Source organism: Desulfovibrio intestinalis (assembly GCF_014202345.1).
Classification (GTDB): Bacteria; Desulfobacterota; Desulfovibrionia; order Desulfovibrionales; family Desulfovibrionaceae; genus Desulfovibrio; species Desulfovibrio intestinalis.
Genome location: NZ_JACHGO010000001.1, coordinates 458,554 through 479,729, shown reverse-complemented (window position 1 = coordinate 479,729; position 21,176 = coordinate 458,554). Strand labels below are relative to the sequence as shown.

Annotated in this window: 16 protein-coding genes; 12 read left to right on the top strand and 4 right to left on the bottom strand. The window is 52.3% G+C overall.

Annotation, left to right across the window (positions count from 1 at the left end; genetic code table 11):
• Nucleotides 1–46: 46 nt before the first annotated feature.
• The 5 genes from rpoC to hmcF all read left to right on the top strand — a co-directional run bounded on the left by rpoC (nt 47) and on the right by hmcF (nt 8,052).
• Complete coding sequence (gene rpoC, locus HNQ38_RS02075; RefSeq protein WP_183717740.1) at nt 47–4,216, top strand: DNA-directed RNA polymerase subunit beta'; 4,170 nt, start codon at nt 47–49, stop codon at nt 4,214–4,216.
• 868 nt (nt 4,217–5,084) lie between these two features.
• Nucleotides 5,085–5,369 carry a hypothetical protein gene (locus tag HNQ38_RS02070; protein WP_183717739.1) on the top strand — a complete coding sequence of 95 codons (285 nt, stop codon included), beginning with the start codon at nt 5,085–5,087 and terminating at the stop codon, nt 5,367–5,369.
• Between the two features lie 120 nt (nt 5,370–5,489).
• A complete protein-coding gene (locus tag HNQ38_RS02065; RefSeq protein ID WP_183717738.1) occupies nt 5,490–5,894 on the top strand; it encodes a cytochrome c3 family protein in 405 nt (134 codons plus the stop codon).
• A gap of 45 nt (nt 5,895–5,939) precedes the next feature.
• A complete protein-coding gene (gene hmcE / locus HNQ38_RS02060; protein ID WP_183717737.1) occupies nt 5,940–6,620 on the top strand; it encodes a sulfate respiration complex protein HmcE in 681 nt (226 codons plus the stop codon).
• Nucleotides 6,621–6,663: 43 nt separating this feature from the next.
• Nucleotides 6,664–8,052, top strand: coding sequence for a sulfate respiration complex iron-sulfur protein HmcF (gene hmcF / locus HNQ38_RS02055; protein WP_183717736.1), 1,389 nt, complete (start codon nt 6,664–6,666; stop codon nt 8,050–8,052).
• A gap of 198 nt (nt 8,053–8,250) precedes the next feature.
• On the opposite strand, the gene HNQ38_RS02050 is transcribed toward hmcF, so the two are convergent.
• Together HNQ38_RS02050 and HNQ38_RS02045 are read right to left on the bottom strand one after the other, a co-directional pair.
• A complete protein-coding gene (locus HNQ38_RS02050) occupies nt 8,251–8,556 on the bottom strand; it encodes a response regulator (RefSeq protein WP_246387934.1) in 306 nt (101 codons plus the stop codon).
• On the bottom strand, nt 8,531–9,076 hold the full coding sequence (locus HNQ38_RS02045; RefSeq protein ID WP_183717734.1) for an RrF2 family transcriptional regulator: 546 nt from the start codon (nt 9,074–9,076) through the stop codon (nt 8,531–8,533). Before HNQ38_RS02045 ends, HNQ38_RS02050 begins: the two co-directional genes overlap by 26 nt.
• A 342-nt stretch (nt 9,077–9,418) precedes the next feature.
• Between HNQ38_RS02045 and HNQ38_RS02040 the strand changes: the two genes are divergently transcribed.
• The 7 genes from HNQ38_RS02040 (at nt 9,419) to HNQ38_RS02010 (ending at nt 17,831) form a co-directional block, all read left to right on the top strand.
• Complete coding sequence (locus HNQ38_RS02040) at nt 9,419–9,835, top strand: RrF2 family transcriptional regulator (protein WP_183717733.1); 417 nt, start codon at nt 9,419–9,421, stop codon at nt 9,833–9,835.
• 802 nt (nt 9,836–10,637) lie between these two features.
• Nucleotides 10,638–11,573: a respiratory nitrate reductase subunit gamma gene (locus HNQ38_RS02035; protein WP_183717732.1), complete on the top strand. Its 936-nt coding sequence runs from the start codon at nt 10,638–10,640 to the stop codon at nt 11,571–11,573.
• Nucleotides 11,574–11,584: 11 nt separating this feature from the next.
• Complete coding sequence (locus tag HNQ38_RS02030) at nt 11,585–13,189, top strand: (Fe-S)-binding protein (RefSeq protein ID WP_183717731.1); 1,605 nt, start codon at nt 11,585–11,587, stop codon at nt 13,187–13,189.
• A 336-nt stretch (nt 13,190–13,525) separates the two neighbouring features.
• Nucleotides 13,526–14,632: a hydrogenase small subunit gene (locus HNQ38_RS02025; RefSeq protein ID WP_183717730.1), complete on the top strand. Its 1,107-nt coding sequence runs from the start codon at nt 13,526–13,528 to the stop codon at nt 14,630–14,632.
• A gap of 11 nt (nt 14,633–14,643) precedes the next feature.
• A complete protein-coding gene (locus HNQ38_RS02020) occupies nt 14,644–16,458 on the top strand; it encodes a nickel-dependent hydrogenase large subunit (RefSeq protein WP_183717729.1) in 1,815 nt (604 codons plus the stop codon).
• Between the two features lie 53 nt (nt 16,459–16,511).
• Nucleotides 16,512–17,216, top strand: coding sequence for a Ni/Fe-hydrogenase, b-type cytochrome subunit (gene cybH, locus HNQ38_RS02015; RefSeq protein ID WP_183717728.1), 705 nt, complete (start codon nt 16,512–16,514; stop codon nt 17,214–17,216).
• Between the two features lie 90 nt (nt 17,217–17,306).
• On the top strand, nt 17,307–17,831 hold the full coding sequence (locus HNQ38_RS02010) for a hydrogenase maturation protease (protein WP_183717727.1): 525 nt from the start codon (nt 17,307–17,309) through the stop codon (nt 17,829–17,831).
• A gap of 452 nt (nt 17,832–18,283) precedes the next feature.
• Here HNQ38_RS02010 and HNQ38_RS02005 read toward each other — a convergent pair whose 3' ends face one another.
• Nucleotides 18,284–19,720, bottom strand: coding sequence for a DnaA ATPase domain-containing protein (locus HNQ38_RS02005; protein WP_183717726.1), 1,437 nt, complete (start codon nt 19,718–19,720; stop codon nt 18,284–18,286).
• A gap of 647 nt (nt 19,721–20,367) precedes the next feature.
• Nucleotides 20,368–21,045 (bottom strand): outer membrane protein, encoded by a 678-nt coding sequence (locus HNQ38_RS02000; RefSeq protein WP_183717725.1) that lies wholly within the window; start codon nt 21,043–21,045, stop codon nt 20,368–20,370.
• Nucleotides 21,046–21,176 lie beyond the last annotated feature (131 nt).

Sequence of the window (21,176 nt, the reverse complement as noted above, 5' to 3'; positions counted from 1 at the left end):
CATAGTTAACGATTCCATAGAGCTTTTACCAAAGCAGGTATTATATATGAGCCTGGACGATCTTTTCACCGCACGCGGCACGTCGGCCAACGTGACCAATATCCGCAATCTGAAAGCCATCCAGATTTCCATCGCCTCTCCTGAAGCCATTCGTGAATGGTCCTATGGCGAAGTGAAAAAACCGGAAACCATCAACTATCGTACCTTCAAGCCGGAACGTGACGGCCTTTTTTGTGCCAAAATTTTCGGCCCCGTGAAGGACTATGAATGCAACTGCGGCAAGTACAAACGCATGAAACACCGCGGTATTGTCTGCGAAAAGTGCGGCGTTGAAGTCATTGCCTCCAAGGTGCGTCGCGAACGCATGGGGCATATTGAACTGGCCGCTCCGGTTGCGCACATCTGGTTTTTGAAGACCCTGCCTTCCAAGATCGGCACTCTTCTGGACATGACCATGGCTGACCTTGAAAAAGTGCTGTACTTCGACTCGTACATCGTACTTGATGCAGGTCAGACCAATCTTCAGAAGCGTCAGGTCATCTCTGAAGATCAGTATCTTCAGATTCTTGATCATTACGGCAGCGACGAAGTTCTTACCGTGGGCATGGGCGCGGAAGCCGTGCGCAGCCTGCTGGAAGAACTGGATCTTGAAAAGCTGCGCACCGAACTGCGTGAAGAAGGCGAAGCCACCAAGAGCCAGACCAAGAAGAAAAAACTTACCAAGCGCCTCAAGATTGTTGAAGCTTTTCTTGAGTCGGACAACAAGCCCGAGTGGATGATTATGGAAGTTGTTCCTGTCATTCCGCCGGAACTTCGTCCCCTCGTGCCCCTGGATGGCGGACGCTTTGCTACTTCTGACCTCAATGACCTGTACCGCCGCGTCATCAACCGTAATAACCGTTTGAAACGGCTTATGGAACTTGGCGCTCCGGAAATCATCATCCGCAACGAAAAGCGTATGTTGCAGGAAGCCGTTGACGCCCTGTTCGACAACGGCCGCCGTGGCCGTGCCATTGCCGGCACCAACGGCCGCCCCCTCAAGTCCCTTTCAGACATGATCAAGGGTAAGCAGGGCCGCTTCCGTCAGAACCTGTTGGGCAAGCGCGTGGACTACTCTGGCCGTTCGGTTATTACCGTGGGCCCCTACCTCAAGCTGCACCAGTGCGGTCTGCCCAAGAAGATGGCACTGGAGCTGTTCAAGCCCTTCATCTACTCCGAACTGGAAAAAAGAGGGCATGCCTCTACCATCAAGAGTGCCAAAAAGATGGTGGAGCGCGAAGAGCTGGTGGTGTGGGATATCCTTTCAGAAGTGGTGCGCGAGTACCCCATTCTGCTCAACCGCGCGCCTACGCTGCACCGTCTTGGCATCCAGGCTTTCGAACCCCTGCTGGTCGAAGGCAAGGCCATCCGTCTGCATCCGTTGGTCTGCTCTGCGTACAACGCAGACTTTGACGGTGACCAGATGGCCGTGCATATTCCCCTGTCCGTGGAAGCGCAGATTGAATGCCGCGTGCTCATGATGAGCACCAACAACATTCTTTCGCCTGCCAACGGTGGCCCGGTTATCGTGCCCTCGCAGGACATCGTGCTTGGTCTTTACTACATGACCGCCGAACGCAGCTTCGAAAAGGGCGAAGGCATGTCCTTCTGCGCCCCCTGGGAAGTTGAAAGCGCTCACGATGCAGGCATCGTTTCCCTGCACGCCCGTGTGAAGGTGCGTATGCCCGACGGGTATACCTACGACACCACTCCCGGCCGTGTGCTTGTCAGCGATATCCTGCCCGAAAAGCTGTCGTTTGACCTTGTGAACTGCGTACTGACAAAGAAAAACATCGCCCGCCTTGTGGGCGCTGCGTATCGCGACTGCGGCATCAAGGCCACGGTTATTCTGTGCGACAAACTCAAGGATATGGGCTACGAGTTCGCCACGCGCGCCGGTGTGACCATCGGTGTGAAAGACCTGACCATTCCTGCCCGCAAGAAGGGCATTCTGGAAGCGTCTCAGGCCGAAGTGGACGACATCGAACATCAGTACCGCGACGGTATCATCACCCGTACTGAAAAGTACAACAAGGTGGTGGACGTGTGGACCAAGGCCACCCAGGACGTTTCCACTGAAATGATCAAGGAAATATCCTACGATGTGCTTACTGATCCCAAGACCGGCAAGCAGGAAAAGAACCAGAGCTTCAACCCCATCTTTATGATGTCCAACTCCGGTGCCCGAGGCAACCAGGACCAGATGCGCCAGCTTGCTGGTATGCGCGGTCTGATGGCCAAGCCTTCTGGTGAAATTATTGAAACGCCCATCACATCCTCCTTCCGCGAGGGTCTGTCGGTGTTGCAGTATTTCACCTCTACGCACGGTGCCCGTAAAGGTCTCGCGGACACGGCCCTCAAGACGGCCAACTCCGGTTACCTCACACGCCGCCTTGTCGACGTTGTGCAGGACGTCATAGTGTCTGAACTTGACTGCGGTACGGTTGACGGCATTGAACTGACCCACCTCAAGGACGGCGGCGACATCAAAACGCCGCTGGCCGAACGCATTATCGGTCGCGCTCTGCTTTACCCTGTGTACGATCCCGATGAACCGGAAAAAGTTCTGCTGCCCGAAAACACCATTATTTCGGAAGTGGAAGCCCAGATCATCAACGACAAGGGTATTTCTTCCGTTACCGTGCGTTCGCCTCTCACCTGCCAGGCCGAACGCGGCATCTGCGCCATGTGCTACGGGCGTGACCTTGGTCGCGGGCATCTGGTAAACACGGGTGAAACCGTGGGTATCATCGCCGCCCAGTCCATCGGTGAACCTGGCACGCAGCTGACCATGCGTACGTTCCATATCGGTGGAACAGCATCAAGCACCATTGAAAAGAACAAGTTCGAAGCTCTCAACACTGGTCGCGTGATCCTTAACCGGGTCAAGGCCGTGACCAACAGAGACGGCGTGCACCTCGTGCTGGGCAAGAGCGGTCAATTGGCCATTGTGGATGCTCAGGGCCGTGAACGCGAAAAGTACATCCTGCCCAACGGCGCCCGCTTGCTGGTGCACGACGGTCAGGAAGTCAACAAGGGTACAGTGCTGGCCGAATGGGACCCCTTCAACGAACCCTTTGTGTGCGAAGAAGAAGGTACCCTGCGCTTTACGGACATCGTGGACGGCAAAACCGTGCAGGAACGGGTGGACGACATCACCCGTCAGGCCAGCTTGACCATCATGGAATACCGCACCACCAACTTCCGCCCGGCCATCTCCATCTGCGATGATAACGGCAACGTCAAAAAGCGTAGCCACGGCGGCGCGGCGGCCATCTACAGCCTGCCCGTCGGCTCCATCATCATGGTTAAAGACGGCGAGAACATTCAGGCTGGTGACATCATTGCCCGTAAGCCGCGCGAAACTGCCAAGACCAAGGACATCGTGGGTGGTCTTCCCCGCGTGGCCGAGCTCTTTGAAGTTCGCAAGCCCAAGGATATGGCGGTTGTTTCCGAAATATCCGGCACAGTCACCTATGCTGGCGAATCCAAAGGCAAACGGAAGCTGGTTGTCACGCCCGAAATTGGCGAGGCTAAAGAATATCTGGTGCCTAAGGGCAAGCACATCACCGCAGCCGACGGCGACTTTGTTGAAGCCGGCGACCCGTTGACTGAAGGCTACCCCGAACTGCACGACATTCTGCGCACCAGGGGCGAAAAGTACCTGGCCCGCTACCTCGTGGACGAAATTCAGGAAGTCTACCGCTTCCAGGGCGTGGGCATCGACGACAAGCATATCGAAGTCATCGTGCGCCAGATGCTCAAGAAGGTCACTGTTCTGGACTCGGGCGGCACCAGCTTCCTGGTCGGCGAACAGGTAGACAAGGGAGAGTTTAAGCAGGAAAACCACAGGACTCTTGCCGAAGGCCGTCAGCCTGCCACGGCGGAACCGCTGGTGCTGGGTATCACCCAGGCTTCGCTCACCACGTCCTCCTTCATCTCGGCAGCTTCCTTCCAGGAAACGACCAAGGTGCTTACTGAAGCTTCGCTCAAGGGCAAAATGGACTACCTGCGCGGTCTCAAAGAAAACGTTATCGTTGGCCGCCTGATCCCCGCCGGAACAGGCTACCGCGAATACGTCAACGGAGATATCGTGGTACCCGAACAGAAAGAACGTCCCGACAAGTTCCTTGAAGAACTTGAGGACAACCCGATTCTGGTTGATCTGAACAGCTAGAACACCGGATATAGAGTATAAAAAAAGCGCAGGGTTTCCCTGCGCTTTTTTTGTGTCCCCCATCGCAGCCCTGCCATCAGCCCCTCCCCTCAGTCAATACTACCGCCTCTGCTAGAACCAGTCTGGCTTTACAAGCACACGCGGTGTCACAGCGCGTATACATGCGTACCTGCTGATTATTCAGAAATTATTATTCAGGTGTGCTCAACCTAGCCTGCGCACTTCTGCCCGCAGAAAGCCTTGCAACACGACCACTTTCTCCACTTGAACCTGACTGCATATTCACTGTGGCGAATAAAAGATGGGAAATACCAGCATAATTTGTGAAAATAGTCTCAATAGAACATTGTCTATAATATAAACATATTATAGACAGCTCTTTTGCTAGCAGCGATCAAAGGAATCAAGTTTGAAATCATAATTGCAGGATTTTGCCTCCCCTCAAATGCTTTTTTAGCGTCGTTATTTTCCTCCTCAGCTAAAGCCCTCCTTTTAGTTCACAAAAATTTCATAAGCAATTACTTGCGAATATAAAAACATACACAAAACGTATGTAAATGATTACACAGACAAACCATACTGCAGTAATAAAGTATGATTTTTACTGTAAGTAGACAATTAATACATTTGCATAACTACATGCTTGTGACCAAAATACTATATTTAACAAGTCAACTTTTATGATTAACAAACTAATATAGTTATAATTTTTTAATGCAAAAAAACAGAAACATCATTGACGCAGTATTTTTAATATAATATTTATTTTGTATTGATTAAGTAGATCAAGAATTTGAATGTTTAATTGCTCTTTATTAGTGCCTCATATACAATGGGGCGTAACCGCGCGTGACGCAAAGGGGTTGCCATGTCTGCTTTATCAGAACGTGAGTACCTGGCCGAAGAAATTTGCGAAATGTATTCCAAGCTTGCCGGTGATGCGTATGCGGAAGATCTTAACCGAGCCAAAGACCTGGCACAGGGCGATGCCCCCCACGATCATTGGCTGCAAACCAACCGACTGGACTATGAATCACGCCTTTTCCTCTACCTTTCAGCGGCTTTTGCCATGAGGTGTATGAAGAACGAGCCTTACAAATGCGCTGTTTTCATGCGCAATGCGGCTGAAACGCTTCACAGGGGCAACTCATAGCTAAGCACAAAACCAGGGGAAATCCCGATGCATGTGCTCGGGATTTCCTTATAATTTGCGCCCGGCCTGGTTAGTACGGGGCAACATCATCAGGATTATGCCAGGAAGTAAGGATTAACCATGCAGGAAAAAAACGTCAGATTCAGAATCATTCTCCCCTGCTTGTTGGTTTTGACCCTAGGCCTGGTGCTGTCTTCGGGCGAGGCCCTGGGTGAAGAGCGCATCCCCTTCACCTACCCGCCTTTCAGTGCCAAAAAGATGCCGCCGGTCTTCTTCACTCACGATCAACACATTGCCTACCTTGATGGCAAGGGGCAGGACTGTACAACCTGCCATGACATGACAGATGAGGGTCTTGCAGAGTCACTCATGAACGTTCGAAACATTGCCCCGCGAAAACAGATGGATTACCTGCACGCTACCTGTACCGAATGCCATGTAAAACTGTCCAAGGGCCCCCGCCTTGTTGACTGCCGGGTCTGCCATAGCGAACGCATTGCATCTGAGCATGCCGCCAAAAAATAGTCGGTAGCTCTTGTATCAGACAGAAAGAACGTAGGAGACGATCAGATGCTTGATTTCATTACCGGACCCTTGTTTGTCATTTCTCTTGTTATTTTTGTGGTGGGTATGCTGGCCCGTATTTTCTGGTATGTGCGCGGCCTGGACTGGCGGCTCGAACGTGTGGCCTACCGATATCATACAGACCGTTCTGTGCCTGGCGCGCTGGCGTCAATCTTCAAATGGCTGATCCCCGGCGGCACTGACGGCTGGCGAACGCAACCTGTTGCAGCTGTTCTCTTTTTCCTTTTGCATTTTGGCGCTGTTCTTGTGCCTCTCTTTTTGCTTGGACATACAGTGCTGCTTGAGCGCTATGTAGGGATAACCCTGCCCTCGCTGCCGGGAACACTGGCTGATATCCTCTCTGTACTGAGCCTTGCGGCCATTGTTTTGCTGGGCATACGCCGCATGGTATCACCTGCCCTTAGACAGCTGAACAGCGGATCAGACTGGCTCATACTGGTTTTGACATTTTTGCCCTTTGCCACGGGGCTTATAGCCCGGCTGGACACCTCCGCCTATCAAAGCTGGATGATTCTGCATGTGCTGAGCGGCGAACTTTTCCTTATTCTGGCACCCTTTACCAAGCTTTCACACATAGTTCTCTTCTTCATGTCGCGCGCTCAGATCGGTATGGACTTCGCCATCAAAAGAGGCGGAGCCACACGCGGTGGCGCATTCCCCTGGTAAATCGGGAAACTGTATCATTATTCTCGCCTGAAAGGAGCGGATTATGTCCGAATTGCTTTGCACCCCTACCCCAATCACCACCAAAGAAGGCATTCTTGAACTGCTGAAAGATAAGGTAGGGGCGCAATACTACAGCCAGATGAAGGAAATGAAAGTTGATCAGGCTGCCCTCGCCCGCGACTTGGAGCAGACCAGTAAATCTCGCACCCGCACATGGCTCAATGTCTGCGCACATTGCGCCATGTGTGCAGACAGCTGCTTTTTTTACAGAACAAACAACAATGATCCCACTCAGATTCCATCCTACAAAATTCAGGCGACCCTGGGCGAACTCATACGCCGCAAGGGCAAGGTTGATGCAGAGTTCATGATCAAGTGCATGGATGCGGCCTGGGGCAAGTGCACCTGTTGCAACCGCTGCGCTGTGTACTGCCCGCACGGCATAGACACTGGCGTCATGTTCAGCTACCTGCGCGGCATCCTCTTCAAGCATGGCTTTATTCCGTGGGAAATGAAGATCGGATCTGGCATGCACCGTGTGTATGGCGCGCAGATGGACGTAACCGAAGAAGATTGGTTGGAAACCTGCGAATGGATGGTGGAAGAACAGCAGGAAGAATGGCCTGACCTCGAAATTCCTGTGGAAAAAGAGCATGCGGATGTCATGTATATCCTCAATGCCCGTGAGGTTAAGCACTATCCAGAAGACATCGCGCTGGCCGCAATTCTTTTTCACGTCACAGATACCGACTGGACCGTGCCGCGCGAAGGGTGGGAAAATACCTCATTGACGATGTTTGCTGGCGACTGGGAAGGTTGCGCGCAGAATGTCAAACGCATTTACTCAGCCATAGACCGCATCAAGCCCAAGGTAGTTGTGGGAACGGAATGTGGACATGCCCATCGTGCCACGGTTGTCGAAGGGCCGTATTGGGCAGGACGCGAAAGCGGAGACGCGCCAGTACGCTTCATGCACTATGTTGAGTGGGTGGCCGAAATGCTGCGCACGGGCAAGCTGAAGATTGATCCCGCCAAAAAAATCAAGGTGCCGTGTACCTTGCAGGATTCCTGCAACTATGTCCGCAATGACGGACTCGGCAGCGCTACGCGGGAAATCATGAGCTACATAGCTGAAGATTTTAGAGAAATGGATCCCAAGGGGGATCATAACTTCTGCTGTGGCGGTGGTGGAGGACTCAACGGCATTGGCGTGTACCGCAAGGAACGAAATGTCGGCCTCAAAAACAAGCTGGATCAGATCAAGGCCACAGGGGCTGAGCTGGTCGTCACTCCTTGCCACAACTGCTGGGACGCCATCCGCGACATGATGGAAGTGTACGAGGAACACAATATCAAGTGGTCCTTCCTAAAACCCCTGCTTGCTGAAATGATAATCGTGCCTCCACACATTCGCCATAATGAGCTGGAGTAGCACAATAGCAGCAGAGAAACGGCGATTTTGTCCTTTTGCGACCGGGCCTCTGCTTTACATGGGCCTTTAAAGGCCGTTGGCCGGGCAAATATCCCATTGCCCGGCCAACAATAAAGACTCTGCCCAATGGCGCAGATGAAAGATTAGATATAAGCTATGGTTATGCGCTGGTTTGTCGCAAAAAGTAGCAGGCAAAAGCTAGCAGGCAAAAGCTGCCGAAACGGCACCCAATAGGGCATCACCTGAACAATTTTTGCTCAAAACGGGTATGCCGGTTCCAAAGCATACCGGCCTGGGGCCCACATTGGTGCAGACAATCGCCGGAATGCCACGGGTTTGCGAGTTCCTGCGCAAGCGGCTGTACATGATTGTTCCTGAAGTGCCTTCAAGATCAACATCAAAGATTATGCAATCAGGCTTGCGGTCATTGACCATATTCAGGCTTTCATCGCAGCTACAGGCCACACTTACCTGATAGTTAGACTGACGTAAGACCTGCGACATCCTGCTTAGGCTTGCGGCATCGCTGTCTACCAAGAGAATATGCTTTTGCATTGGAGCCTCCGGATTCGGATTCTGGGCGTCTTGAGGTTGCATGATCTGCCTTGCGGCGCGTGCCAGGGCGCTGGGAAAATCCCGCACTTTGGCGAACAGAACTAAGGGTCACTGCGTCCAGGGAGTTTTGTAAGGTCATGGCGGCCTTGTCCCAAACATCAAATGCAGCTTTGCCAGCAGGGGCTTCGCTGTTAACGCCAGGCAGGGTTATTCCCCCTTCAACAGCGTTAATTATGTCCGCAAGGGTTACGGCGTCAGGGTTACGGGCAAGCATATGCCCCCCAGCGATACCACGCACGCTTTTGACAATGCCTTCAGCCTGCAACAAACGCATGATCTTTTGCACAAATTTTTCAGAGATGCCTGTACATGCCGCAAGCTCTGAAGCAGATGCAGGCATGGCCTGATCTTGTTCAGAAAGGCACAATAGCAAATGCAGCGCATGACAGGCCATTGTGGAAATACGCATATTTATTCCTTATTTTGCTGGAGGCAATAAAGTTGACGATACTGGATGGGTCTAATTTAGACTGCTTTACTCATGATTCTTATCTCAAGCGACTTTGGGCGTCAAGCGACTCTGCGAAGCCGGTTTTCATGACTCATAAATTTCGCACAACCGCAAATTGAGAGTGTGAATACTTTCGCAATCAGTAAGATAAGACAAAAAAGTAATATCTTAATTGCTACAATGATGTTACTATTTACAGAATTCAGCTATGCTTCGGATACCGAATTTATGTCTCAGCCCGATGAGACGATCGGATCCTTTTGATTTCCCCTTTTACATATGCTCCTCGGGGGATTCGTAATGAAACTTTCAGCAAAAACACGCTATGCAGCCCGTATCTTGCTTTATTTGGCAAAAAATGGGCTTGAACAGCCTATATCATCAAGCCTGCTTGCAAACAAAACTGGCATCAGCTCGCAGTTTATTGAACAGATCCTGCGCCAGCTTCGTCTGGCTGGCATTACTGGCAGCGTGCGTGGCGCCAAGGGGGGGCATGTGCTCGTGCGCAAACCCGAGGATCTCACCTTTGGCTGTATTGTCCGGCTGATGGAAGGAGGCATTGAGCTAAGCGGCTGCCTGGAAAAGCCAGGAAACTGCTCCCGGTTTGATGCCTGTGAGGTACGCAAAGCGTGGGAAAGCCTTCAATCAACTCTGGATGGAGTGTTTGAATCCATTACCTTGCGTGACCTTATGCAGGACGACCGTCTTTTACGCTGAGGGATCTTCGCCACCGCAACGCCAAACCATTGTTGTTGTCCTGATGGTATCAGCGGCACACAAACGGCTCTTCCATTTTCAATTTGCACACGACTCCAATGAACACGCTTGCTAACGCAGCGTGTTCACCCCTCCCCTCCCCGGTTATTACGAACTCATGACAGGCCTTCTTGCGGGAAGCTTGGCGTCTGGGCAGGCCACCACCTTGCTACTTGCCGTGATAATTACGCACTATAATTACATAGTAATATCATATTAATTAGAATATAGTTTAGCTATCATTAACAATTTTTTACTATCTACTAGTTGTATTAGGTGATTTTTATTTTATAACACTCTGTACTATCTGGCTAACCTACATCACTATCCATATTTGACCACTATTTTCATAGTTTTTTGATATTATTTAAACATACAAATTAAATATGAAAATTCTTCTCTCAGTTTTATTACATGCAAAAAATATTTTTTCTTGCAAAAAACACTTTTTTTGGTCTTAATCTACTTGATTTTTTTAAACAAAATTAGGTCAATCATGATTAAAATTGTCGTGATGAATCCTTACGAAATCTTTGCATTATTTTTATATTTTATGTATCAGGAGTGCCATCGGGCGACTCTGTTCTACAGCTTATTGTGATGAATTCTCTGCCGGGAATATCGCCATAATTGCTCGTTCGATAATTATTAAGGAGAGGTTGCAAGGCAAGCAGACGCATGCCGGGCTTTTTGCGGCGCACGGCCGGGCCGGGCCCGTCGAACCCACGTTCCAGCGGCATCTTGACCCTACGGGAGAAAACGCATGACCACTTTGTTTTACATCTTGGGCTATTTGGCGGTAGCCGGCTTCATTTGCATGGCCTACTTGAAGATCAGATCTTACATGGCATCCAGCCCGTTGCATGTGCGCTGGGAACTTTATCCTGTGCCGCACGAGGGCAGTAAGACTGTTTACGGCGGCAGCTTCATGGAAGAAAAAGACTGGTGGACCAAGCCCCGCCACATTTCCCATTGGGGCGACATCAAGGCGCTGCTTACTGAAGTACTGTTTTTGCACGCCACGTTCGAGCATAACCTCAAGCTGTGGGTGCGCTCCTACCCCTTCCATGTGGGCATGTACATGCTCATGGGCGGCACTATCATCGTGCTTTGCGCAGTCTTTGCCCAGCTCTTTGGTCTGAACCCGCAGGGCGGCTTCATGATCTTTGTGGGCAATATTATCAACGCCGTGGTGCTGGTCGGCACGCTGTGCATCATCATTGGCGGCATCGGCCTGATTGAACGCCGCCGCAATGACGAAGGCCTGCGCCGCTACAGCACGCCCGAGCATTATTTCAATCTGGTCATATTCATAGTTTTCGGCCTGCTTGGTCTGGCCGCGTGGGCTTTCTCTCCTTCTTACTTCGAACTGGCCCGCACCTTTATTTACAATCTGATCACCTTCAACTTCGCTCCTCAAACCAGCGTTCTGTTCAGCCTGCACCTGTTGATCGGTTTCTTCCTGCTCATCTGGATTCCCATGACGCACATGGGCCATGTGTTCATGAAGTACTTCACCTATCATGACATCCGCTGGGGCGACGAGCCCACCAGCAGCAGCGACAAGAACAAAGCAAAGATTCTTGAGGCCCTCAAGTTCAATGTGACTTGGTCGGCCAAGCATATCGCCGGTGATGGCACCCCCAAGAGCTGGGTAGACGTTGCCACGACCAACCCCACAGAAAAGAAAGAAGACTAGGGAGTTCAGACATGAAAGACAACCTCCGTTTGACAGACGTCTCTACCGTCGACGGGCAGATGGTCAGCATTGACCTGAAGGAAATTCCCGATCTGGCCGTGGACATGCATACCATGCCCTGGAAGCCCTTCACCGACGAGCAGAAGGAAAACACGGCCTGTATTCTTGATGAAGTCAGCGTGCTGAACATCCCCAAGCCCAAGAACCGTGAAGAAGAGGAAGAGCTGGTCAACAAGTTCCTCGACGGTATGCGCAAGCTGTTCACCAAGGAAAACAACTGGACCTTCCTGCCCATGCTTGAAACCAGCATGGACTATTGCGCCCAGTGCAACTCCTGTTCTGAAGCCTGCCATCTCTATGAAATGTCAGGCGAAAACGAAATGTATCGCCCCAACTTTCGCTCTGAAATCTTTCGCCGCATTTACAAGCAGTATGTAAAGAAAGAACCCTTGGCCAAATGGCGTTACGGCGACATGCAACTGAACTGGAAGACAGTGGCCCGCCTGGGTGAACTGGCCTACCGCTGCAACCTTTGCCGCCGTTGCGCCCAGACCTGCCCCATTGGCGTGGACAACGGCCTTCTGGCCCGCGAAATCCGCAAGCTTTTCAGCCAGGAAATGGGCATCTACCCCCGCGAACTGCACGAACGCGGCACCATGAACCACATGAAGGCTGGTTCTTCTACGGGCATGACGCCCGAAGTGGTGAAGGAAAACGTAGAGTTTATTGATGAGGACTATACGGAAATCACCGGCGTGGGCATCCATACGCCCTTTGACGTGCAGGGCGCAGACATCATGCTGCTGCACAATGCCGGTGAAATCATGGCCTGGCCTGAAAACATCGCTTCTTTCTCTCTGATCTTTCAGGAAGCCGGCCTGTCGTGGACGCTTTCCAGCAAGGCTCTGGCCTATGACGGCGTGAACTACGGCGTGTTTTATGACGACGCCCAGACCGCCCGTATCGCCCTGCAGCACATGATGGCCGCCAAGGAACTGGGCGTGAAAAAGATCGTCATCGGCGAGTGCGGCCATGCCCACAAAGCCCTTACGGTCATCGCCGACCGCGTGATTCCCTTTGAGTATCAGGTGCCGCGCGAAAGCTGCTACGTCACCCTGCGTGACATCGTTATGAGTGGCCGCCTGAAGCTGGACCCCTCACGCAACGATTTCCCTGTGACGCTGCACGACCCCTGCAACGTGGTTCGCCTCATGGGCATCGTCGAACCCCAACGCGAAATTATCCGTAAGATCGCGCCCCAGTTCCGCGAAATGCCGCATAACGGAGTGGACAACTACTGCTGCGGCGGTGGCTCAGGCTTTGCCATCATGACGCGCAACAATATCGAACAATGGCGCGGCAACATCTCTGGCCGTAAAAAGATGTGGCAGATCAGCGAAGCTTTCAAGGATTGCCTGGGACCCGAAACCCGCAAGTACATCTGCGCCCCCTGCTCCAACTGCAAGGGCCAGATTCGTGAAATCCTTGAACACAACGACCTGTACACCAAGAACAACTTCGCCTACGGCGGCCTGGTGGAACTGATTGTTAACGCCATGACCAACGTGAACCCAGGCTTCATCAAGTTTGAAGGTGAAGAAGGCGCTGACGACTAAGCAACCAAAGAAACACAGACATGCCTTACCGCCTGTCTGCACCAATAAGGGGGGCGAAAGCCCCCTTTTTTTCGTCTTCTTTGACGCATCTCATGCCTTATCATACATCACACTGATATATCTAAACTATCATTAATATGATTCACGCACTGCCATAATCGAAAAACCCTGCACTTAAATATGTAACCCCCTAATTATTTTTCACTTGCCTTTGCACATCGAGGGCTATAATCTTATCGATAGCTTTTATGATAAAGGCAAACCAAGCTGGCTTTTCCAGCTCGATGCATCCCCACCCTCACGACTCACTTCCAACCAGCAAGCGTTGAGGTAACTATGGCACATCTTGAAACAACCGCTGAGGTTTTGCGCAACAGGGGCGTCAGCCGCCGGGACTTCATGAAGTTCTGCGCGCTTACTGCCGTTGCTATGGGGCTTGGCCCCGGCGCGGACTTGGCCATTGCTCAGGCCCTTTCTACCAAACCTCGTCTGCCGGTGCTCTGGATCAACGGACTTTCCTGTTCCTGCTGCACCGAATCCTTCCTGAGAACCGCCCATCCCCTTGCGGCGGACATTATTCTTTCCATGATTGCTCTGGACTACCAGGATACCATCATGGCTGCGGCTGGCCATCAGGCCAATGAAACTTACGAGCAGGCCATCGAGAAATACAAGGGCCAGTACATTCTGGCTCTTGAAGGCAACGTGCCCATGAACGAACAGGGCATGTACTGCATTGATGGCGGCAAGCCTTTTTATGAAAAGCTCAAGATGGGCGTGGAGCATGCCAAGGCTGTGGTAGCCTGGGGCACATGCGCATCCTGGGGCTGTGTACAGGCTGCTTCGCCCAACCCCACGGCAGCCACCCCTCTGCACAAGCTTTTCCCCAACAAGCCTCAGATCAAGGTTCCCGGCTGCCCGGCTATCCCGGAAGTCATGAGTGCTATTCTGACGTACATCATTACCTATGATCGTCTGCCGAGCCTTGATTCGCAGGGACGCCCAGAAATGTTTTACGGCGTGCGCGTGCACGACCAGTGCTACCGCCGCGCCCACTTCGATGCGGGCCAGTTTGTGGAATCGTGGGACGACGAGGGCGCACGCTCAGGCCTGTGTCTGTACAAAATGGGTTGCAAAGGCCCGACCACATACAATGCCTGCCCCTCCACCCGCTGGAACAACGGCGTATCCTTCCCCATCCAGTCCGGGCACGGCTGCATTGGCTGCTCGGAACAGAACTTCTGGGATCAGCAGTCATTCTATGACCGCATCACTACCATTCCGCATATGGGCACCAACTCCACGGCTGAAACCGTTGGTGTTGCCGCTGTGGCCGGTGTGGCAGCGGGTGTGGCCATTCATGGCGCGGCCAGCATGGTACGTCATGCCTGCTGCGACAAGAAGAAAGCCCCGGAAGTTAACGAAGACACCAGCAAGAGCTAAGGAACGCACCCATGTCCTACGAATACAAGACGCAAGGATATAACGTTGTTGACGCTGGCCGCCGCCTCGTCGTGGACCCTGTGACCCGCATTGAAGGGCACCTGCGCTGCGAAGTGAACATCAATGACGACAACGTCATTACCAATGCCGTTTCCTGCGGCACTATTTTTCGCGGTATAGAAATCATCCTCAAAGGCCGTGACCCCCGCGACGCCTGGGCCTTCACCGAACGGATCTGCGGCGTATGCACGGGCACGCACGCCCTGTCTTCTGTGCAGGCCGTTGAAAATGCGCTTGGCATTGATATTCCTGACAATGCCAACATCATCCGCAACCTCATGCAGCTCTGCCTCATGTACCATGACCATCTGGTACATTTGTACCACCTTACCGGTCTGGACTGGGTGGACGTGGTTTCGGCTTCCACAGCCGACCCCAAGGCAACTTCGGAACTGGCGCAAAAGCTGTCGCCCTGGCCCAACTCCTCGCCGGGCTACTTCCAGTCCGTCAAGGACAAGCTGCTCAAGCTCATCAATTCCGGGCAGCTCGGCATCTTCACCAACGGCTACTGGGGCCACCCGGCCTACAAGCTACCGCCCGAAGCCAACCTTATGGTGGTCGCCCACTATATTGAAGCTCTGGACTTCCAGAAAGACGTGGTGCACATCCACACCATCTTTGGCGGCAAGAACCCCCACCCCAACTGGTTGGTGGGCGGGGTGCCCTGCTCGCTCAACATTGACGGTGTGGGCGCGGCGGACGTCATCAACCAGGAACGCCTTGACTTCATCCTTCAGGTCATTGAACGCTGCCGCACCTTTGCCCAGCAAGTAGTTATTCCCGACACGCTGGCGCTTGCCAGTTTCTATGGCGACTGGCTCAACATCGGCGGCGGGTTGTCCAAGCTTTCGGTTTTGGCGTACGGCGGTATTCCCGACATTGCCAACGACTACACCGATAAAAGCCTGCTCCTGCCCCCCGGCGCCATCATTAACGGCAACTTCAACGAAGTGCTGCCCGTAAGCCTCACCGATCCTGAAGAAATTCAGGAAACGGTCAACCACTCATGGTACAAGTCCTACCCTGCCGGGAAAATTGGTCTGCACCCCTGGGAAGGCATTACGGAACCGCATTACAATCCTGGCCCCAATATCAAGGGCACACCCACTGCCCTCAAGCAGGTGGATGAACGGGACCGTTATTCCTGGCTCAAAACACCGCTGTGGCGCGGTCATCAGATGGAAGTTGGCCCTCTGGCCCGTATGCTTATTGGCTACGCCCGCAAGAATAGCGAAATAACGGATCTGGTTGATGATTTTCTGGGCCGCGCTGGCGGCGTGCCTGTCACCGTCCTTCAGTCCACCTTGGGCCGCATTGCAGCCCGTTCACTGGAACTGGCGTGGTCTGCGGAAAAAATGCGCTACTTCTATGACCGCCTTATCACCAACCTCAAAAACGGCGTGCGCGCAACGGCCAACACCACAAAGTGGAAGCCTGAAACCTGGCCCACAACCGAACTGCGTGGCGTTGGCTTTACCGAAGCTCCCCGTGGCGCTTTGGGCCACTGGATCAAGATCAAGGACCGCAAGATCGAAAACTATCAGTGCGTGGTGCCCACCACCTGGAACGGCGCGCCCCGCAGCCCTGATGGTCAGTTGAGCGCCTATGAAGCCTCACTTATGAACACGCATATGGACATTCCAGAGCAACCACTGGAAATCCTGCGTACACTGCACAGCTTTGACCCCTGCCTGGCCTGCTCTACCCACATTATTGGGCCTGACGGCAAGGATCTGCTCACTGTGCGCATGGATCGGGGCATGTAGCTCCAGCCCTGCTGACGCCGGCGCACAAGCGCCTCAAGCGTAGGAGAACTATCATGAGCGATATAAAAGAAACTCTGCCTGAAATGCCTTTGGGCAAGAGCGTCTACGTATTCCAACTGCCCATACGCATCTGGCACTGGGTCATGGTTATTTGCGTGTGCGTGCTCATTATTACAGGCTACATCATAGGCAAACCCTGGCTTTCTGTATCAGGAACTTCGGCCTACGATACCTTCTATATGGGCTATACGCGCATGGCGCACTTCATCGCAGGTTTTGTTCTCATCATATCCACAGTGTTTCGCTACCTGTACGGCATCTTCGGCAACCGTTATTCGCGTGAGCTGATCATTTTGCCAGTCTGGAGCAAAACATGGTGGAACGACCTGTGGCATGACATACGCTGGTACCTTTTTCTGGATAAGGAACCGCGCGCGTATGTGGGGCACAACCCCCTGGCGCAGGCCGGGATGGCTGTGGGCATGGTCTTCATGCTTATCATCATGCTTACAGGCCTTGGCATGTATGCTGAAAGCAGCCATCAGGCATTCTTCAAACCCTTCCTCTTTGTACTGGACTTCGCGTACTGGGTAGGCGGCAACGATCAAGAATTGCGCAGCTGGCACCGCCTTGGCATGCTGCTGCTTGTTACCTTTGTGACAGTACACATATACATGGTCATCCGTGAAGAAATCATGGGCAAGACCACTCTTGTATCCGCCATGTTCAGCGGTTACAGGGAACGGCGTAAGAGTTAAAGTCATCTCGGGCACGATAACAGGGCGGCCTCACTACAGTGAGGCCGCCTTCTGCATGCAGGCACTGTCTGCACAATAACAGGATTTTTCATGGAATCGGTAATCATCATCGGCTTGGGCAATATTCTCTACGGTGACGAAGGCTACGGCGTAAGGCTGGCCCAAAATATCTATTCGCGCTGGGACTTCCCCGAACATGTGGAAATTGTGGATGGCGGTACACAGGGGCAAACCCTGCTGACGCATGTAGAACGCGCAGATAAGCTACTTGTGCTGGATGCTGTGGATTTTGGTCTTGAACCGGGGGAAATGGTGTTGCGTGACCAAGTGCCAGCCTACCTCACAGCCCAGAAAATTGGACCTCACCAGAACAGCTTTTCCGAGGTGCTTGGCCTTGCGACCTTGCGCGGCAACATGCCCGAACACTGCGCGCTCATTGGCGTTCAACCCGCAGCCATGACGCTTGGCGCGTCTCTTTCTCCGGCTGTAGCCCTGTGCATGGACAAAGGTGAAGCTATGACACTGGATCTTTTGCGCACCTGGGGCGTGGAACCTGTACGCCGTAGCGAACCGCGCCATCTGTCAGCCTCGGCTCTGGATGCCCTGCTGCACTGATCTATCTGCGCTCTCTTTTGACTTTGCTTTGGGTTGATGTTTTTCAGGCAATTCTGACCGAATTTTCTGGCAACTGATATTTTTTAAAAATTCATTGTTATCTGATGCAGCCGAACTGCAACGCCATATAGTTTCCGAACGGGACACAAGCTTCTTGTGTTTGCCTTATGCTTAATACTGGCGCTGCTAGTGGAGCAGCTTCATATTCCTCTCAGGCCCCTTTCTGGGCTGCAGCCACAGCAAGGCGCAACGGCCTGAAGAGGCTTGCCGTTATCCTGGATCGGCGACTATTCCTTTATGATGACGCACCGTGCCCAAAGCATGCAAAACGTGCCCGTCTGTCAGCAGGAGGGCACGCTTTGCGTGATGCCCAGTCGAAGCATCAACGACCGAAAAAAAGCGACCCGATCTTAACAATCGGGTCGCTAAATTCAGAAGCAGAAGAGAGACGGTTAGACGCGTGCGCCGAGGCCTGCATTTCGCTCAATCAACGTTACAGCGCGGGCAATACGCCGTCCTTCGGTAGACTCTTTGGACAATTCACGTTCCAGAGAAGTGATGCCCTTGATGACAGTGGAATGACGGCGATTGAATTTCTCGCCTATTTCTTCAAGAGTCATTTCCGTGTGTTTGCGAGCCAGATAAAAAGCGGTATTGCGGCCAGTAACGCATTCCTTGCGGCGGGATTTCGAAGCCAATTGGCGTTCGTTGAGGCCGTAGCTTTCGCATACAAGACGCAGAATGGTTGAAAAGTCCGGGCCACAAGCAACATCTGCATACTGGCTCAGCACTTCCATGGCCAGATCAAGATTCAGGCCACAGTTGAGCAAGCGCGCCTTGAAAATAAGACTGTTAAGGCAAGACTCCATTTGCCGCACATCGCCGCTCAGGCGGCTGGCAAGCAATTCACAGACGGAATCGGGCAAAAGTACCTGAAAGCTTCTGGCCTTCTGCCCAAGGATGTCACAGCGCATATCCTTTGTGGGGCGGCCCATGTCCGTCAAAATTCCGGAGCAGAAGTGCGATACAAGCTGGCTGTCCACCTTCTGCAGTTCGCGAGGAGAAAAGGACGAGGTGAAGATGGCACGACCGCCCTTGGCCTGCAGATTTTTAACCACAGCCAGGGCCATATCCTGCATTTTTTCCTTACCCTGAAAAAAATGCACGTCTTCCATCAGCAGCACGTCCAACTCACGGAAACGGGCTTTGAAGCCTTCAATATCTTGCGCACGAAGAGCGGTAACAAAGCGCGAAGCAAATTCTTCGGCAGTTAGGTAACCCACGCGCGCATTGCCGCCTTCTTCATTGATTGCACGGCCCACGGCCTGCGCCAGATGCGTTTTTCCAAGGCCTGATGCAGAGTTTACAAACAGGGTGCGCACGCAGCCATATTTACGGCTAACATCCTGCGCGGCGGCCACTGCCATATTATTGGTGGGCCCCACAACAAAGTCGGCAAAAGAAAATCGCCAGTTCTGCGAACTGCGGTACACAGCGGCAGCCGGAAGAGGAAGAGATGCCTGCTGCAAAACAGAGCTTGCAGCCACCGTAACAGGTTCGGAAGAAGCTTCTGAAGGAGCAAGCTCAACCTCGGGTTTCTGCCCTGCGCTCTTATGCTCCACAGCAGTGGATACCTGAGCGTCCTGATCGGCTGCTTCAATGTGCACTTTTACCTGCGCAGGTTCGAGCCCCAATACGGGAGCTGCCGCCTCTTGCAAGGTCGTCAACATCATGCTTTCCAGCCTGCTTGCTACATAGGCATTGGGCGCAACAAGGCGCAACCCGAAGGTATCCACGGTAGCGTGTAAGGGAGCAATCCAGACTTTGAAAAGTCCGGATTTAAGCATTTTTTTGAGATTTACAGAAATTTCAGCCCATTTGTCTTGCATGAGGCCTTGTAGCCTAAAACGAGGGAGACGGGCAATTGATGATTAAAGGCTGTTTGAGGCAGAACGCCCTTTTGCTTTCCCCAACGGCCCTGCAGGATAATCAGCAGAGATTCTTTATTTTTTTGTATTTGGCGGTCTACATGGGCCGCCCTGAAAAGCCTTAGCACACAAGGGTTTTCAAAATAGATGCCTGCATATTAACAAATACAATTTTAGTTTTAAACAATTACAATTTAATTTTACTCTGTTTTTCTTAGAAATTCTCCGATTTTTTCGCATGTTCATAAAAAGTTCCGAACTGTAAGGCCGGGCTGATTGTCAAGGGGGAAAAAAGATTTTTTTCCATTAGCCAGAGTATTACAAATTTTCATTTTTTGTTTGGCAAAAGGTTCAAGGATAAAACAAAACAGACTTCTGATTTAGGTGATGGAGCAGTTTAAGGAATGGCTACAGTAACGCTTATCCTATAACTACAAAAGCTCCCCAGATACTCTGGGGAGCTTTCAAAGCCTGTGGCATGCTGCCCTTGAAGCGTCGGACATAAAACCCGACACCTGTGGACAGTAAGGATCAACCTAAAACGCCGCCGCAGTCTCAACTGGAGCAGGCATCACTATGCGGAAAACCCTTGTCTTTCTTTCTACGGCTTAGAAACCGTAACGCAGGCCAAGCATGAATTCGTTGTTGTAGGGGCGGTTGCCGATTTCATACTTAACGCCACCGACGTTGGCGCTGACTTCATTGTAGCCGAGGCCCACGAAGCGGTAAGAAGCGTCAACGGTGAAGTTTTCGTTAATGTTGTAGGCAACACCGGCGCCCAGGTTCCAGGCGAAGTTGGTGAAGCGGTCATCTGCTTCAAACTTGCTGCCGTCGTTGCCCCTGAGGGTGTAGCCCGTGTAGTTGAACGCCAGGCCGAGACCACCGCCCACATAGGGGGTGAAGGCGCTGTCGTTACGGAAATCCCAGAACAGGTTGGCAAAGAGGGTGGAGTTGTTCCACACGCCCTTGACGTCACGCAGGTTGGTACCACTGTCGCTCCAGCTTTTTTCGCTGTTGCCACGCAGGGCGAATTCAATTTCAGCGCGAATGGGCAGCATCTGCTGGGGCCAGAAGTCGTAACCCAGAGCCAGAGCGCCACCAAGGGTGAACTGGCTGTAGCTGTCCAAGCCACTGCCGGCCAGACCGCTGCTGCGTTCCATCTGTCCGGTGTTCTGCATGCTCATGAGAAATTTGGGGGCCAAATACATGCCGGTGCCCTCGGCAGCGGCCAAGCCCGGCAGCGCAAGCGAAAGAGCAAGCGCCATAGCAACTATAAAACGTTTCATGACAGTCCTCCTAGTACTTTCCCTCAGATTTTTACGAGGGCAGCCTTAAATTTGGGATAATCATTAGAAAATGTCAATAAATTTTCTATATTTTTCCTATCATATCTGCGCTGCTCAAGGAAATGCAGACG